At 44.8% G+C, this 15,323-nt stretch carries 14 protein-coding genes and 1 riboswitch; of the genes, 12 read left to right on the forward strand and 2 right to left on the reverse strand.

The annotated features are described in order from the left end of the window. Positions 1 to 483 carry a GNAT family N-acetyltransferase gene (locus NRF22_RS00305; protein WP_263778629.1) on the reverse strand — a complete coding sequence of 161 codons (483 nt, stop codon included), beginning with the start codon at positions 481 to 483 and terminating at the stop codon, positions 1 to 3. 181 nt (positions 484 to 664) lie between these two features. On the opposite strand from NRF22_RS00305, the gene NRF22_RS00310 reads away from it, so the two are divergent. The 5 genes from NRF22_RS00310 to NRF22_RS00330 all read left to right on the forward strand — a co-directional run bounded on the left by NRF22_RS00310 (position 665) and on the right by NRF22_RS00330 (position 7,659). Next, a complete protein-coding gene (locus NRF22_RS00310; protein WP_263778630.1) occupies positions 665 to 2,347 on the forward strand; it encodes a glycoside hydrolase family 13 protein in 1,683 nt (560 codons plus the stop codon). 234 nt (positions 2,348 to 2,581) lie between these two features. Continuing rightward, entirely contained in the window at positions 2,582 to 4,201 is a 1,620-nt protein-coding gene (locus tag NRF22_RS00315) for an ATP-binding cassette domain-containing protein (protein ID WP_263778631.1), read from the forward strand. Positions 4,202 to 4,249: 48 nt separating this feature from the next. Next, entirely contained in the window at positions 4,250 to 5,095 is an 846-nt protein-coding gene (locus tag NRF22_RS00320; protein ID WP_263778632.1) for a YitT family protein, read from the forward strand. A 99-nt stretch (positions 5,096 to 5,194) separates the two neighbouring features. Further along, complete coding sequence (locus NRF22_RS00325) at positions 5,195 to 5,917, forward strand: YebC/PmpR family DNA-binding transcriptional regulator (protein ID WP_263778633.1); 723 nt, start codon at positions 5,195 to 5,197, stop codon at positions 5,915 to 5,917. Positions 5,918 to 5,997: 80 nt separating this feature from the next. Then, the gene (locus NRF22_RS00330) at positions 5,998 to 7,659 is read left to right on the forward strand and encodes a formate--tetrahydrofolate ligase (protein WP_263778634.1); all 1,662 of its coding nucleotides are present in this window, start codon (positions 5,998 to 6,000) and stop codon (positions 7,657 to 7,659) included. 75 nt (positions 7,660 to 7,734) lie between these two features. On the opposite strand, the gene rpmF is transcribed toward NRF22_RS00330, so the two are convergent. Next, positions 7,735 to 7,917, reverse strand: coding sequence for a 50S ribosomal protein L32 (gene rpmF, locus NRF22_RS00335; protein WP_007746851.1), 183 nt, complete (start codon positions 7,915 to 7,917; stop codon positions 7,735 to 7,737). Positions 7,918 to 8,037: 120 nt separating this feature from the next. Then, positions 8,038 to 8,211, forward strand: a riboswitch (Lysine riboswitch). A 55-nt stretch (positions 8,212 to 8,266) separates the two neighbouring features. Between rpmF and lysA the strand changes: the two genes are divergently transcribed. The 7 genes from lysA to NRF22_RS00370 are packed head-to-tail and all read left to right on the forward strand — an operon-like array spanning position 8,267 to position 15,319. Continuing rightward, positions 8,267 to 9,550 (forward strand): diaminopimelate decarboxylase, encoded by a 1,284-nt coding sequence (gene lysA, locus NRF22_RS00340; protein WP_263778636.1) that lies wholly within the window; start codon positions 8,267 to 8,269, stop codon positions 9,548 to 9,550. Continuing rightward, positions 9,543 to 10,244 carry a 2,3,4,5-tetrahydropyridine-2,6-dicarboxylate N-acetyltransferase gene (gene dapD / locus NRF22_RS00345; RefSeq protein ID WP_263778637.1) on the forward strand — a complete coding sequence of 234 codons (702 nt, stop codon included), beginning with the start codon at positions 9,543 to 9,545 and terminating at the stop codon, positions 10,242 to 10,244. Before lysA ends, dapD begins: the two co-directional genes overlap by 8 nt. Beyond that, positions 10,244 to 11,392, forward strand: coding sequence for an N-acetyldiaminopimelate deacetylase (locus NRF22_RS00350; protein WP_263778638.1), 1,149 nt, complete (start codon positions 10,244 to 10,246; stop codon positions 11,390 to 11,392). The genes dapD and NRF22_RS00350 overlap by 1 nt, the downstream gene beginning before the upstream one ends. Continuing rightward, on the forward strand, positions 11,389 to 12,267 hold the full coding sequence (dapA, locus tag NRF22_RS00355) for a 4-hydroxy-tetrahydrodipicolinate synthase (protein ID WP_263778639.1): 879 nt from the start codon (positions 11,389 to 11,391) through the stop codon (positions 12,265 to 12,267). The genes NRF22_RS00350 and dapA overlap by 4 nt, the downstream gene beginning before the upstream one ends. After that, positions 12,264 to 13,034 carry a 4-hydroxy-tetrahydrodipicolinate reductase gene (dapB, locus tag NRF22_RS00360; protein ID WP_263778640.1) on the forward strand — a complete coding sequence of 257 codons (771 nt, stop codon included), beginning with the start codon at positions 12,264 to 12,266 and terminating at the stop codon, positions 13,032 to 13,034. The genes dapA and dapB overlap by 4 nt, the downstream gene beginning before the upstream one ends. After that, positions 13,035 to 14,135: an aspartate-semialdehyde dehydrogenase gene (locus NRF22_RS00365; RefSeq protein ID WP_263778641.1), complete on the forward strand. Its 1,101-nt coding sequence runs from the start codon at positions 13,035 to 13,037 to the stop codon at positions 14,133 to 14,135. It abuts the gene before it with no gap. Then, on the forward strand, positions 14,135 to 15,319 hold the full coding sequence (locus NRF22_RS00370) for an aminotransferase class I/II-fold pyridoxal phosphate-dependent enzyme (RefSeq protein WP_263778642.1): 1,185 nt from the start codon (positions 14,135 to 14,137) through the stop codon (positions 15,317 to 15,319). The genes NRF22_RS00365 and NRF22_RS00370 overlap by 1 nt, the downstream gene beginning before the upstream one ends. Positions 15,320 to 15,323: the final 4 nt, after the last annotated feature.

The following is a 15,323-nucleotide window of genomic DNA, read 5'->3' on the forward strand; positions in this document are numbered from 1 at the left end:
CTACAGGTCCTTTTGCATGTTGATATCCGTAATGCCGTAACCACTTTTCTGATAAACGTGCAAAGCACGTGCATTTCGGCCGAAAACGTGCAAGGCGATGTGTTTGAAAGATAATTTTCTGGCTTCTTCATCGGCCAAGACAAGTGCTTTGCTTCCGAATCCTTGATTTTGAAAGGCGTCATCAATTGCAAAGTCATAGATAAAAATTGTATCCGGCTGGTCTTTAAGCTTGGCCATCCAAAGGATGCCGATTTTTTCCTTTTGGAAAATGATGCTGTATAGATAATTGTCTGGACTGTTAATGTCTTGGGGCAGAAGCGAATTAAAGCTTTCTTCAGATTTTTTCATTGCTTCATCAGCTAGCCAGCTGCCTGCTTGGACTTTGTCAACGGCGTAATCTTTAATTGCCTTGGAAACGAATTGATCAAATTCTGTGCTGGTCATTAATCTTAAAGCCAGTTTTGCTGCCATTTCTTTTGCCATGCGGATATCATAACAAGAAATGATCCGAACAGATGCAGCGAATGGCAGCAGCGAAAGATTAGATCTGAAATAGCTGTAAGTCTTTCTTGCAATGGTTTTTAGGCTATTTTATACTTGAAAATGTAAGCGATTACGGTTGCTTGAGACGCTGGCCAAGGCCAGAATCAGAAAAGAGGATGCGATGGCAGAGACAAAATGGTGGCAAAAATCGGTTGTTTACCAGGTCTATCCGCGCAGCTATCAGGATAGTAATGGTGACGGTGTTGGTGATTTGCCGGGTCTGACCAGCAGGCTGCCTTATATTAAAAAATTGGGTGCCGATGTGATTTGGCTGAATCCGATATACAAGTCGCCTGATCAAGATAATGGTTATGATATCAGCGATTATCGCCAAATTCAGCCAGCCTACGGGACGATGGCGGATTTTCAAACATTATTGGACCGGGCTCATGAACTCGGCTTAAAAATTTTAATGGATCTCGTTGTGAACCATACTTCTGATCAGCATCATTGGTTCCAAGAAAGCCGGAAGTCCAAGGATAATCCTTATCGCGACTATTACATTTGGCGTGATCCTAAGAATGGTACTGAACCAAATAATTGGGGGTCTTTTTTCAGCGGATCAGCTTGGACTTTCGATGCTCAGACACAACAATATTATCTGCATCTTTTTGCATCGGGCCAGCCTGATTTGAATTGGGAGAACCCGGCTGTGCGTCAAAGTATCTGGGACATGATGCGTTTTTGGCTCGATAAAGGAATTGACGGTTTTAGAATGGATGTGATTAATCTGATTTCTAAGCCTAAAGGCCTGCCGGATGCGCCTCAGGCAGATGGGGCAGCTTTTGGTGATGCCGGTTCTTTGGTTGCTAACGGCCCGCGTTTGCAGGAATTTCTGCAGGAAATGAATGATCAGGTTCTCTCACATTATGACATCATGACTGTCGGCGAAATGCCTGGCGCGACACCATCTTCGGCGATTAAATATGCTGGGTTGGATGCTAAGAAATTGAATATGGTCTTTCAATTTGAGCATGTTGGTTTGTCCGCCAATCCTGACAGACGTTTAGGAAAATGGCATGATCAGCCAGTCAAATTGCTCGATTTAAAAAAGACTCTTTCTCGTTGGCAAACGAATTTGGACGGCAAAGGCTGGAACAGTCTTTATTGGAATAATCATGATCAACCGCGTGCTGTTTCGCGTTTTGCAACAGATGATCCTAAGTATCGCGTCAGGGCAGCTAAAATGCTGGCAACGACGCTGCACATGATGCAAGGGACACCGTATGTCTACGAAGGCGAAGAATTAGGCATGACTAACGCGCACTTAACGAAATTGTCGCAGTACGAGGACTTGGAATCTTTAAATGCCTATCATGAATTTGTCGATAAAGAGGGCTTGGTTGACGGTAAGACGATGCTGGCTTATCTGGCAAACATGTCGCGCGATAATGCCAGAACGCCCATGCAGTGGGATGATTCCGCTAATGCCGGATTTACTCAAGGGCAACCTTGGTATACCCTGAATACGAATTATCCGGAGATTAATGTGCAATCAGCTTTGGCCGATCCGGATTCTGTTTTCTACTATTATCAGAAACTAATTGCTTTAAGACATGATTTTGATCTGATCTCGCTGGGTAGTTTTGAAGAATTAGATCTCCACGACGACAAGGCTTTTGCTTATTTCCGCCGCTATCAAGGCCAGCAGCTGCTCGTAATCAGCAATTTCACGAAACGAAATATTCGCCGCGACTATAATCAGCAGGCAGCCGGCAAACTGCTGATTGGCAATTACGCTGATAGCGGCCAGGATCCAGCACTACTTCGTCCTTATGAAAGCAAAGTTTTCTTATATGAGTGAATGTGAAAGGCTCCCGCGATTGGGAACCTTTTTTGTGACAAATGTCATGTTGATTGCTGACAAAGAGCACTAGGAACACATTTTAGATAAACTTCAAGCGGCCAATCGGGTCGCAGCAATTCAGATTGCCAAAAAATACAACTGGTTATAACGATTTTTCTGATAACTTTCAATTGATTTTTTTGCTTATTTATTGTTCGATACACATGATTGAGGCATATAATCAAAGCAATTATGGAAAATAAAGGGCATCCTAATAAAAATCTTGGTTTGAAGTGGGTACTTGCTCAGCTGCCGGTTTCGCTGCTGATCTTGATTATCATCTTTGCGGTTATCGCTTCTTTGGAAGGCGTCATTTCCGGCTATGCGATTGGGCAGATAACCGCGATTGCGACGACACGTGTTGCCAGCCCAGCTCTCTTCGTTCTGCGTTTCGTCTTGATTTATTTCGCCGTCTACACGAGCTTGTATATTTTCATTCTCCTGCAGAATCGTGCGATCAAATATCTGAATGTGGCACTGAAGCAGGCTTTCATGAAAAACGCTTTTCAGACTGATTATGTTCACCAAGATGCTGACAAGCTGTTAAATCAGGTCACAGCTGATGCCAAACAGATCGAGCAGCGCTACTTTAGCAATCTATCCAACCTCATGTTTTCAATCATTGCCATTATTACTTCCTCAGTTTTTGTGATTGGCGTCAATCCTATGCTTGGCCTGATTGATGTGATCTTAAGCTTTTCAATCATGATCCCGACTTTATTCGATAATAAGAAACTCGATCAATATTCATCTGACTGGTCAAAAGCCAATCAGCATTATCTGGGCCAAGTTAAAGAAATATTCGCCGGCATTGACATCATCAAAAATTTTCGGGCCGAAAAGACGATGCTGGCGGCCAACGATGCCAAACTGAATGAGAGCGAAAACCGTTATCTGGCCTTAAACAACCGTCAATTTTTCACGCAGTATTTTTCCTGGCTCATGATTATTATTTCTTTTCTCGGGCCTGTTTTGATCGGCTTACTTTTTCGCCAATACCAGCTCTTTGGCGTGACGATCAGCGCGATCGCAACTCTGGCTTTGTCTGGCGGCAATGTTGCCACACAAGTTCGCACGGGGATTCAGTATTATGCCGGGATGAAGACAACGCGGGCTTTGCGTAAGGGCATTATTCCTGATTTGATGCCGGAAGAAAGTTCAGCGCTTGGCCTGCCTGATCAGCCCCTTTTATCTGTTGCTGATGTTTCGTTTTCCTATAAAAACCATCCCATTTTAAAAGATGTTTCCCTATCGCTGCCTTATGGCGGCAAACTGCTTTTGAGCGGTGATTCCGGCAGCGGCAAATCAACTTTTTTGAATCTGCTAACGAACAAATTGGACGTCCAAACCGGCTCAATTACCTTGGGCGGCCAGCAGATTCATGAAAACGACTTTGCGTATATCACGCAGACCAATTGGGTTTTCAATGATACCGTCAAAGAAAATCTGACTTTAGGACAGAATTTTTCCGACGAAGCCTTGCTGGCCAGTCTCAAGGAAGTTAACTTGGTTAATGAGTTAGGCGATGATCCTTTGAATTATCAGTGTGGCGAAGGCGGCAAGAATCTCTCCGGTGGTCAAAAACAGCGTATTGCGATTGCGCGAGCGCTATTAAGAAAACGGCCTTTATTACTGTTAGATGAAGTCACGGCAGCTTTGGATGAGAAAAATTCTGAAAAATTGCGCGATCTCATTTATCGTTTGCCACAGACGATTATCGAAATTGCCCATCACTATGACACAGATCAAATTCGAGCAAATCATGTTCAGCACTTGCAATTGTCAGCCGGTAAAATCAGTCCGGTCAACTAGCTCATTAGGCTCTCTGCCTGGAAATGCTTTTCTTGTTATGCTTAAAGAATGAATCTGCTTGAAAAGCACAAATGGCTCCAGTGGCTTGTCATGCTGGCCGCTTTAGAGATGATTGTCCTCAGCCTGAATTTTTTCTATGTACCGGCAGGGATTGCTGCTGGAGGATCGACAGGTATTGCCATTCTGCTGGATAAGGCCTTTCATTTTAACCGTGCCTTGTCGGTTTTGGTGATTAATTTTCTGATGATCGGCCTGGCTTTTATTTTCTTGAAACGGCAAGTGATCGCTAAGATTGTATTCGGATCCTTTGCGATTCCTTTGCTCATGTGGCTGACGCCAACCGCCAAACTGGTTGACGATCCTTTGCTGGCCATGGTGATCGCGGGCAGTGTGTTTGGCTTTGGTATTGCGCTGCTTTATCACGTTGGTGCCTCTTCCGGCGGATCAACCGTGCCGCCGATGATTTTAAAGAAGTTTTTTAATCTGAATACCTCAGTCGGCTTGTTAATCATTGATGGTTTAATTATCATTTGCAATATTTTCGTCAGCGGATCAAATGCCTTTTTTCTCGCGATTTTTTCTCAAGTGATTACGACAATTGTTATGCGTTATATCGAAAGCGGTTTTGACCATAAAAAAATGTTCTCGATTATGAGCGAGACGCATCTATTGGAAATTAAGCAATTAATCGAACATGAATTTGATCATGGCTTTACGATTCTGCAGGTAGTCGGCGGGAAAAGCAAAGATGATAAAGAAATGCTGATTGTGGTTGTCAAGAATGCCGACTATCGGACTTTTATCCGTGAGGTCAAACGGCTCGATCCAAAAGCTTTTATTACCAGCAGTAATATCGCAGAAGTTCACGGCGGGATTACAGGTATTTATGGTTAAGCGTCCGTTTCAAATAGCTGTATAATACAATGAGTGCGCTAAACTTGCCTTTTAACGCGAAAAATAATAAAATCGTTACGTTGATAAAAAGGAGTTCATATGTCAGGTCATAGTAAATGGCACAACATCCAAGGCCGCAAAAATGCTCAGGATGCTAAACGTGGAAAAATTTTCCAGAAAATAAGTCACGATTTGTATGTTGCAGCCAAGGCTGGCGGTGCTGATCCATCTGCTAATGCTAGTCTGCGTCTTGTCATGGACAAGGCCAAAGCGGCCAATATGCCAAAAGATAATGTCCAGCGCGCTTTGGATAAAGCGACTGGTGCTGGCGACATCAAATTTGAAGAAGCTACCTATGAAGGTTATGCGCCAGGCGGCATTGCAGTCTTAGTAGAGACATCGACAGATAACATCAACCGCACGGTTTCGACTGTGAGAAATTCATTCAGTCACCACGGTGGTTCTCTTGGCACGACGGGATCTGTCAGTTTCCAATTCGATCGTCGCGGCCACTTTGTGATCGATCGCGAGGAGCATCCGGAAATCACGGAAGATCAAGTCATGGAAGATGCGATTGATGCTGGTGCAGAAGATGTTCAGACTTCAGATGAGGCTTTTGAAATTTATTCGGATCCGACTGATTTCGCTGCAGTCGAAGATTCACTAGTCAAAAAAGGTTACGATTTGGCTGAAGCTGAAATTACAATGATCCCGCAAAATCCAATAGATGTGCCGGAAGCAGATCAAGAAAAATTCGAAAAACTCGTCGATGAATTAGAAGACAACGATGACGTGCTGGCTGTCTATACAACAGCTGATTAAAGACTAAAAAAATACTTGCCCAGGCAGGTATTTTTTTGTTCGTCTATGTTATCTTTTGACAATTTGCTAAAATAGGACTCATGAAGTCAGATATTGAAATAGCGCACGATACCACGGAATTGCCGATCACAGAAATTGCTCAGCAAATTGGTTTATCTGAAAAACAGCTGATCCCTTACGGTCACGACAAAGCGAAAATCGATGTTGTCAGCCTTGCAAACGCACCACGCCAAGGCAAATTGATCCTTGTTACGTCAATCAACCCGACGCCGGCTGGGGAAGGGAAGACCACTGTTACGATTGGCCTTGTTGATGCAATTAATCGTTTAGGTAAATCTGCGATTGGTGCTCTGCGTGAACCTTCAATGGGACCAGTTTTCGGCTTAAAAGGCGGTGCGACCGGCGGTGGTTTTGCCCAAGTGATTCCAATGGATGACATTAATCTACACTTTACCGGTGATATTCACGCTGTTTCCGCCGCTCATAATTTGCTGGCGGCAGTTTTGGATAATCATCTGCACCAGGGCAACGCGTTGCAGATTGATCCGGATAACATTTTTTGGCGCCGAGTACTGGATATGAATGACCGTGCTTTACGCCAGATCACCCTGGGCAAAGGCAAAATTAACGGTCCTGAGCGCGATTCTGGTTTTGATATTACGGCTAGTTCTGAGATAATGGCGATTTTAACGCTGTCCAAGAATTTGTCGGATTTGAAGAAGCGCCTGGGCCGGATTGTCGTTGCTTTAAATGTTAAAGGGGAGCCTGTGACTGTGTCTGATTTAAAGGTTGCCGGTGCGCTGGCGGCTGTTTTAAAAGACGCGATTAATCCGAATTTAGTCCAGTCTTTGGAACATTCGCCCTTCATCATTCATGGCGGGCCATTTGCTAACATTGCTCAAGGGACCAATTCTGTGATTGCTACGGATACAGCTTTGAAGCTAGCTGATTACGCTGTGACAGAAGCAGGTTTCGGTTCTGATCTGGGCGGCGAAAAGTTCATGGATGTCAAAGTGCCGGTTTTGGGAAAAGAACCTGACGCTGTTGTGCTGGTCGCCACCATCAAAGCATTAAAGTTCCATGCCGGGGTTGCTTTAGCTGATCTTGGACAAAAAGATGTCGCCGCAGTTAAAAAAGGGCTGGGCAATTTGAACCGTCATTTGGATGCAATGACCCGTTACGGCAAGCCTGTGGTTGTGGCTTTGAACAAATTTGCCAGCGACGATATGGAAGAGATCCGAGCTGTTAAGGATTTTGTCGAGAATGAAAAAGGTTTGAAGATGGAGATCGCCACAAGCTTTGTCGATGGTTTTGAAGGCTCGCTGGAGTTAGCTAAAACAGTGGTTGCCGCCGCTGATAATCATCATTTCTTTATGCCTTTATATCACGCTGACGACACCATTGAAGACAAGATGACCACCATTATCGAAAAGATTTATGGCGGCAAGAATTACGAATTGTCTGACCGTGCTGTCTCTGATTTAGCCGAATTGAAGGCTAACGGCTGGGACAAGCTACCAGTTGTGATTGCTAAAACACCTAATAGTTTGACCGATGATAGCAAAATCCATGGTGCGCCGAGTGGATTTACGATTCATATTCGCCGCTTTATTCCGAAAATTGGTGCAGGATTCGTTGTTGCCATGGCTGGCAAAGTTTTGATGATGCCGGGCTTGGGCGAAGTGCCAGCGGCTGAAAAAATCGATGTTGATGCAAATGGCCAAATAACGGGCCTGAGTTAATTAAAAAAAGAGCTTGCCTTAAGAGGGCAAGCTCTTTTTGTATAAAAAAAACAATCCGATAGGATTGTTATAAAATCACTTTTGTTTTGCTGCAGCAATCACTTGGCGGCCCTTGTAAAGTCCCTTTGGTGAAACACGGTGTGCTACTGTGTATTCGCCAGTCGTCTTATCTAAAACGATATTAGGAATTTCCAAAGCGATGTGGCCGCGGCGGTTGCGCTTATGTGACTTAGAATTTTTATTTGAGATAACAGCCATGAAGTGCTCCTTTACTGAATAACTATCTTAGTTTCCCAAAAAAACACACGAAAGTCAAGCTCTAATCAATCTCAGGAATAACTTTCCGCGCTTTTATTCTTATGATACACTTAACCTATCATCCGTAATAGAGGTTGCATGGGACACGAGTAGTTTTCCGGGAAATTCCCCGCTAGGGATCGGATAACGAAAAGGGACTTTGCCGAAGTCATCAGCGTTAGCGGGCACTGTATGATTGAGACGCGGCTCAATAGGCCACGGATTGTCACAGCAATGTGGAGTGCTAGGACGGACAAACGACTCAGCGTAAGCCTTCGTTTGTTTAGTTTAGCAAACGGAGGTTTTTATTATGCAAATTCAAAATAATCAACTTTATATCGGCGGTTTGCCAGCAAGCGAGATCGCCAAACGTTTTCAAACGCCCTTGTATGTCTATGATGTCGGTCAAATTCGAAAAACGATTCACGAGATGAAAGAGGCCTTTCAGGCCGAAAATGTTGCCTATGAAATCAGTTACGCCAGTAAAGCTTTTTCGGTTGTTGCCATGTACGATGTGCTTGCGGCTGAAAAAGTCCATTGTGACGTGGTTTCTGGCGGCGAGCTAGCCACTGTCATGAAAGCTGGTTTCTCCTTGCAGAAAGTGGCTTTTAATGGCAATAACAAGTCCTTTGACGAATTATCGACAGCCATCGATCGTCATATCGGGACCATTATCGTCGATAATTTCCATGAAATTGAGCTGCTAGAAGAGATTCTCAGTGCCAAAGATCAGACGCAGGATGTTCTTATGCGAATCAGTCCCGGTATTTCAGCACACACGCATGAATTTATTTCCACAGGCCAGCAGGACAGCAAATTTGGTTTCGATTTGATTTCCGGCCAGGCCAAACAAGCTTTTGATCGGATTATGGCCTCACCATATCTGCATCTTCGCGGTTTGCATGCTCATATCGGCTCTCAGATATTTGAGACAAATGGTTATTCGAAATTGGCTGATCTATTGGTCAAAACAGCTAGCGATTGGCATTTCCAGCCTGAGATCATCGATTTGGGCGGCGGTTTTGGCATTAAATATAATGAAAAAGATGATCCGATTCCTAATTCCGACTTTATTCATCTGATTTGTCAGTCAGTCAAACAAGCAGCAAAGACTTACAAAATCCAACTTCCGGAAATTTGGATCGAGCCTGGCCGGTCAATTGTTGGACCGGCTGGTTATTCTTTATACACAATCGGCGGCCGCAAAGATATTCCCGGCATTCGTTCTTATTTGTCAGTTGATGGCGGCATGGGCGACAATATTCGACCAGCTCTTTATCAAGCTGAATATGAAGCTGTATTAGCCGATCAGGCAGACGTGCCCAGCGAACAAGTTGTGCGGATCGCAGGTAAATACTGCGAGTCCGGCGATGTTCTCGTTTGGCAGCAGAAGCTGCCTAAGACCCAGCCTGGTGATTTGCTGGCAATCCTGGCAACTGGAGCCTATGGCTATTCTATGGCATCCAACTATAACCGAAACCCGCGCCCGGCTGTTGTTTTTGTCGAAAATGGCAAGGCAAAACTAGTGGTCAAGCGTGAGAGCATGGCTGACATTACTCATTTGGATTTAGATTATGAGATAGGAAATGACTGAATTAGATGCAGAAAAAATTATTAGTTTTATCGCGAACGCACCGAAAAAGACGCCGGTGAAAGTGACTTATAAGGGCCAGTTGACTGGTCAACTGCCTCAGGATGTTAAGCAATTTGCTGGCGATGGATTTGGTTTGCTGTTTGGTGATTGGCAGGATATCAAACCGCTGCTGTCTGCGTTGGATCCGCAGGATTACGTTGTCGAAAACGATGGCCGCAATACTGGTGTCCCAATGCTGGACAAGAAAAATATCAATGCCCGTATCGAACCTGGCGCCTTTATCCGCGATCAGGTGAAAATTGGCGATCACGCTGTGATTATGATGGGTGCTGTGATTAATATCGGTGCTGAAATCGGCGAAGGCAGCATGATCGATATGGGTGCAGTGCTCGGCGGCCGTGCGATTGTTGGTCAACATTGTCACATTGGTGCTGGGACTGTCTTAGCCGGGGTAGTTGAACCAGCCTCGGCTCAGCCGGTTCGTGTGGCCGATAATGTCTTGATCGGTGCCAATGCCGTTGTGATAGAAGGCGTGCAAATTGGCGAAGGTGCCGTTGTTGGTGCTGGCGCAGTAGTGATTAAAGACGTGGCTCCTCATACAGTCGTTGCGGGTGTGCCTGCTCGTGTGATCAAAGAGATTGATGCCAAGACTGAGCAAAAGACAGCACTGGTTGACGCTTTGAGGCAGCTTTAATGTTAAGTGAAGCAGAGTTAATTCAGATTCGCCGTCATTTACACGAAGATCCAGAAATCGGTATGCAGGAATTTCATACGCATGATTTCTTGTTAAAACAAATTGCCCGTTTGCCTCAGGACCATCTTTCAATCAAAACAATTCCGGAAGTACCGACGGCCATTCTCGTGCGTATCGCAGGATCTAACCCCAAGCGGACTTTGGGCTGGCGGACTGACATTGACGCCTTGCCGATTAAAGAGGCAACGGGATTGCCTTTTGCCAGTCAAAACGATGGCGTCATGCATGCTTGCGGCCACGATTTTCACATGACGGTTGCTCTTGGAATTCTGTCTTATTTTGCTGAACATCAGCCGGCTGATAATCTCTTGATTTTCTTCCAACCGGCTGAAGAAAATGAATTTGGTGGCAAACGTTTCTTTGATGCTGGTGGTTTTCAGGGTGATTATAAACCGGATGAATTTTATGCTTTACATGTGAATCCACAATTGCCAGCTGGTCAGATCGGCAGCCGTCAAGGGACGCTATTTGCCGGATCTAATGAATTGCGGATCAGTTTTGTCGGAAAATCTGGCCATGCGGCCTATCCGCAAAGAGCGAATGATTCAATTGTTGCAGCAGCTAATTTTGTGACTAGTGTTCAGACGGTCGTTTCCCGTAATATCGATCCAATTGAAGGCGGCGTGGTCACGATTGGCAAATTCAATGCCGGCCAAGCTATGAATATTATTGCCGGACAGACTGACATCGAAGGCACTATCCGCAGCTTCACACAGCAGGGCATGGAGGTCATGACAGAACATATTCGCATGATCGCACAAGGAGTTGCTGACGCTTTTGGCCAGGAATTGAAAATCAATTTCCGACAAGGCGGTTATATGCCTGTGGTCAACGATGAAGCAAGCAGCAGTTTTTTTATTAAGTATATGGAACAAGCTGATAACGTCGACTTCAAAATTGTCGAACCGGCAATGATCGCAGAAGATTTTGGTTTTTTGTCCAACCAGTTTAAAGGAACCATGTGCTGGTTAGGCGTAAATGATCCAAAACATACATTACATTCCGATCATTTATCACCAGACGAGTCAGCTATTGAAAAGGGGATTACAGCTATCACTGGTTTTCTGACAGCGAGAATGGAAAAATGACAAATATTTTAGCAGATACAAAATTATTGACTGCGATTATCACGCCTTTTAACGATAGGAATGAGATTGATTTTGCAGTTTATGAGAAATTGATTGATTCGCAATTGGCCGATGGTGTCCAAGGCTTTGTCGTCTCAGGGACGACTGGTGAAGCACCGACGCTGACACATGATGAAAAGATTGCCTTATTTAAAAAAACGGTCGACTTTGTTGCCGGACGGGCAAAGGTGATTGTCGGGACGGGATCAAATAATACGGCCGAAACGATCAGCTTCACGCAGGAAGTCGGGCAGATTAAGGGAATCGATGCCGTTCTGATCGTGACGCCTTACTACAACAAACCTGATCAGGACGGCATGACCGCGCATTTTAAAGCTGTTGCTGATGCTAGCCCACTGCCTGTCATTATTTACAATATTCCAGGCCGCAGCATTTCCGGTCTGACTGTCGATTCATTACTGGCATTAGCTAAACATCCAAATATTATTGCGGTCAAACAGTGCAATTCCGATTATGATATGTCGGAATTAATCGAACATGCACCAAAAGATTTTCTGATTTTCACAGGTGAGGATGGCCAAGCGTTGTTGAATTACGTGCTGGGCGGTGCTGGGACGATTTCAGTTGTCTCGCATTTTTATGCCAAGCAGTTTGTCAATATGTTTGCAGCTGTCGATCGTGGTGATATGAAACAGGCCGCAGCTGATTTCCGTTATATCAATCCAAGAGTGAAAGCTTTATTCAGTCATCCGTCGCCATCGCCAGTCAAAGCCGTCTATGAGCGGATGGGTATTCACGTAGGTAAGCCGCGTTTGCCGATTCTGCCCTTAACTGCAGCGCAGACTGATGAAATTATGCGGGTACTGCAGGCATGAAAACAATTCTCTTAGCCGGTGCGGCTGGAAAAATGGGTCAGGCCATTCAGCGGTTAATCGTCGAACATGATGACTGGCAGCTGTCAGCTGTTTTGCTGCATCATCCGTCTACGCAATCAGCTTTTCCCGCTGAGACAAAAATCTTTTACAAATTAGATGAGATCCAAGGCGATTATGATCTGTGGCTGGACGTGACGCGGCCGGAAACTGTCTTTCAAAACGCTTCATGGGCAATTTCACATCACATCCATCCGATCATTGGTACGAGCGGATTGACTGATGATCAAATCCAAACGCTGCAGCAGGCAGCATTAAAGGCAAAGACTGGCGGTATTATTGCACCGAACTTCAGTATCTCGGCTGTCTTGATGATGTATTTTGCCAGTTTGGCAGCGAAATTTATGTCCAATGTCGGCATTGAAGAAATTCACCACCCTGACAAGGTTGATGCTCCCAGCGGCACGGCGAAAATGACGGCTGCGATACTCGCTCAAGCAGGTGCAGCGACAACCAAGCCTGATGACAGCCGCTTAGATGATCAATCACAAAGTAATTTAGTTGATGGCATTCAAATCATTTCAAAACGCCAAGCTGGCTACGTTGCCTACCAATCAGTTAATTTCGCTAATGAATATGAAACTTTGTCGATTGCACAAAATAGCTTGGATCGCAAATCCTTTATGCCAGGCGTACAATTAGCAATTAAAAATGCCGATCAGCAGACAACTCTGCTAGTCGGCTTAGATAAAATAATGGGGTTAAAATAAATGGCAAAAGAATACAATGTTGCAATTTTGGGTGCTACGGGTGCAGTCGGCAGCCGCATGAGAGAACAGTTGGCATTATCAACCATCCCGGTTAAATCTTTGAAACTGCTGGCTACTTCTCGGTCGGCTGGCCAACAGCAGACTTTTCGAGGACAGACATACATAGTTGAAGAAGCCAAGCCGGAATCTTTTGACGGCATTGATTTAGTTCTGTCTTCTGCTGGCGGTTCAGTCTCCAAACATTTTTTGCCAGAAGCAGTCAAACGTGGTGCTGTTTGTGTTGACAATACCTCGTATTTTCGCATGAATCCAGCCGTGCCATTGGTTGTCCCTGAAGTCAATCCACAGGCGCTGAGCTATCACAAAGGGATTGTTTCGGATCCGAATTGTTCGACGATTCAGATGGTCGTTGCTTTGAAGCCGGTCTTTGATAAATTCGGCGTTGATAAAGTGATTGTTTCCACTTACCAAGCTGCTTCTGGTGCGGGCCAATCGGGATGGAATGAATTGGAACAGGAAGCCGCTGACTATCTGGATAAAAAAGAGATGCAGGCACATATTCTGCCAGTCAAGTCGGCGGACAAGCATTATCCGCTAGCCTTTAATTTACTGCCGCAGATTGATGTTTTTGAAGATGACGGCTATACCCATGAAGAGTGGAAAATGATTCATGAAACAAAGAAAATTTTCTTTGACGACATGAATTCCGATAAAATTAAGGTGACCGCAACCAGCGTGCGTGTGCCTGTACCGGTCAGTCATGGCGAATCAGTTTACTTTCAGGTAGCTGATAGTGACCAAGCTTCTGTTTCAGCAATTCAAAAAGCAATTGCAGATGGTGCTGGCCTTGTTTTGCAAGATGATCCGTCCAAACAACTTTATCCGCAGCCGATTAACGCCGCCGGAAAACGAGAGACTTTTGTTGGCCGAGTCCGTGCTGACAATGAAAATCCCGGCAGTTACTGGATGTGGGTCGTGTCTGATAACTTGCTAAAGGGTGCTGCTTGGAATGCTGTACAGATTGCCGAAGAGTTGGTTAAAAGAGATTTGCTTCATGTGGATGATCCTGAAGCTTCATATGAATTATTTAAGGAGAACTGATGCCAGAATTAAAAAAAGGATTGATCGAAAACGTTCGTCCAGATATTAGAAACATCAAAGTGAACCAGATTCGTGCCATCGACACGGAATTCCGCCAGATTGACGGTCTGCTGCGTTTGACTTTGGGAGAACCGGATTTTAATGCACCGGATTTGGTTAAAAAGGCGATGATAGATTCTATCCAGAAAAATCATTCGCATTATTCAACTGCACGAGGTTCGGAAGAATTCCGTCAGGCAGCTGCTGATTTCTTAAAGCGCAACTACCAATTAGATTTTGATCCGGATACGGAAATTTTGACAACTGTTGGGTCCACTGAAGCGATTTTTGCTACTTTGTCGACGATTTTAAAAGAAGGGGATGAACTGCTGGCACCGTCACCGGCCTATCCGCTCTATGAACAACTGGCACATGTCAACCATACAAAAATGGTCTATATCCCGACAAATGATACTGATTTCGTCCTGACGCCCCAGCGATTGCAGGAAACGATTGCTCAGCATCCTAATGCCCGTGCGATTGTGCTGACTTATCCCAACAATCCAACTGGCGTTGACTATTCCCGTGAGCAGCTGCAGCAGCTGGCTGATGTGATTGCTAAAACAAATCTGCTGGTTGTTTCAGATGAAATTTATTCGACTCTAAATTATGTCGGCCAGCATATCTCAATTGGCAGCATTCTGCCTGAACAGACGGTTGTGTTAAACGGTGTTTCCAAATCGCACGCCATGACTGGTGACCGAATCGGTTTTGTTGCAGCGCCAAAAGAGCTGATTTCAGAAATCGTCAAGATTCATCAATTTGCGATTACAGCCGTTTCAAATCCTGCTATGGCTGGCGCAACCGCAGCCTTGAACGAAGGTGACGCTGTCACCGAACAGATGCGGGCCGAATATCAGCAACGGCGTGACTTTTTAATTCCTGAATTTAAAAAATTGGGCTTTGATGTCGCGGCTCCTGATGGTGCTTTTTATCTTTTCTTGAAAATTCCGGCTGACCAGAATCAAGATGATGTGGCTTTTGCACGTGAGTTAGCACATAAAGCTTTGGTTGGGGTGATTCCCGGTTCTTGTTTCGGACCTGGCGGTGAAGGCTATCTGCGTTTGAGCTATGCGGCTTCTGAAAGCAATTTAAAAGAAGCTTTGGTACGCTTGCAAAAATATTTGGCTAAAAGCCCTTGTTAGTTTT

Source organism: Oenococcus kitaharae (assembly GCF_025758695.1).
Lineage (GTDB): Bacteria > Bacillota > Bacilli > Lactobacillales > Lactobacillaceae > Oenococcus > Oenococcus kitaharae_A.

Coding starts and splice junctions, on each gene's coding strand:
- NRF22_RS00305 (WP_263778629.1), bottom strand. CDS start 483: ATGGCAAAAGAAATGGCAGCAAAACTGGCTTTAAGATTAATGACCAGC.
- NRF22_RS00310 (WP_263778630.1), top strand. CDS start 665: ATGGCAGAGACAAAATGGTGGCAAAAATCGGTTGTTTACCAGGTCTAT.
- NRF22_RS00315 (WP_263778631.1), top strand. CDS start 2,582: ATGGAAAATAAAGGGCATCCTAATAAAAATCTTGGTTTGAAGTGGGTA.
- NRF22_RS00320 (WP_263778632.1), top strand. CDS start 4,250: ATGAATCTGCTTGAAAAGCACAAATGGCTCCAGTGGCTTGTCATGCTG.
- NRF22_RS00325 (WP_263778633.1), top strand. CDS start 5,195: ATGTCAGGTCATAGTAAATGGCACAACATCCAAGGCCGCAAAAATGCT.
- NRF22_RS00330 (WP_263778634.1), top strand. CDS start 5,998: ATGAAGTCAGATATTGAAATAGCGCACGATACCACGGAATTGCCGATC.
- rpmF (WP_007746851.1), bottom strand. CDS start 7,917: ATGGCTGTTATCTCAAATAAAAATTCTAAGTCACATAAGCGCAACCGC.
- lysA (WP_263778636.1), top strand. CDS start 8,267: ATGCAAATTCAAAATAATCAACTTTATATCGGCGGTTTGCCAGCAAGC.
- dapD (WP_263778637.1), top strand. CDS start 9,543: ATGACTGAATTAGATGCAGAAAAAATTATTAGTTTTATCGCGAACGCA.
- NRF22_RS00350 (WP_263778638.1), top strand. CDS start 10,244: ATGTTAAGTGAAGCAGAGTTAATTCAGATTCGCCGTCATTTACACGAA.
- dapA (WP_263778639.1), top strand. CDS start 11,389: ATGACAAATATTTTAGCAGATACAAAATTATTGACTGCGATTATCACG.
- dapB (WP_263778640.1), top strand. CDS start 12,264: ATGAAAACAATTCTCTTAGCCGGTGCGGCTGGAAAAATGGGTCAGGCC.
- NRF22_RS00365 (WP_263778641.1), top strand. CDS start 13,035: ATGGCAAAAGAATACAATGTTGCAATTTTGGGTGCTACGGGTGCAGTC.
- NRF22_RS00370 (WP_263778642.1), top strand. CDS start 14,135: ATGCCAGAATTAAAAAAAGGATTGATCGAAAACGTTCGTCCAGATATT.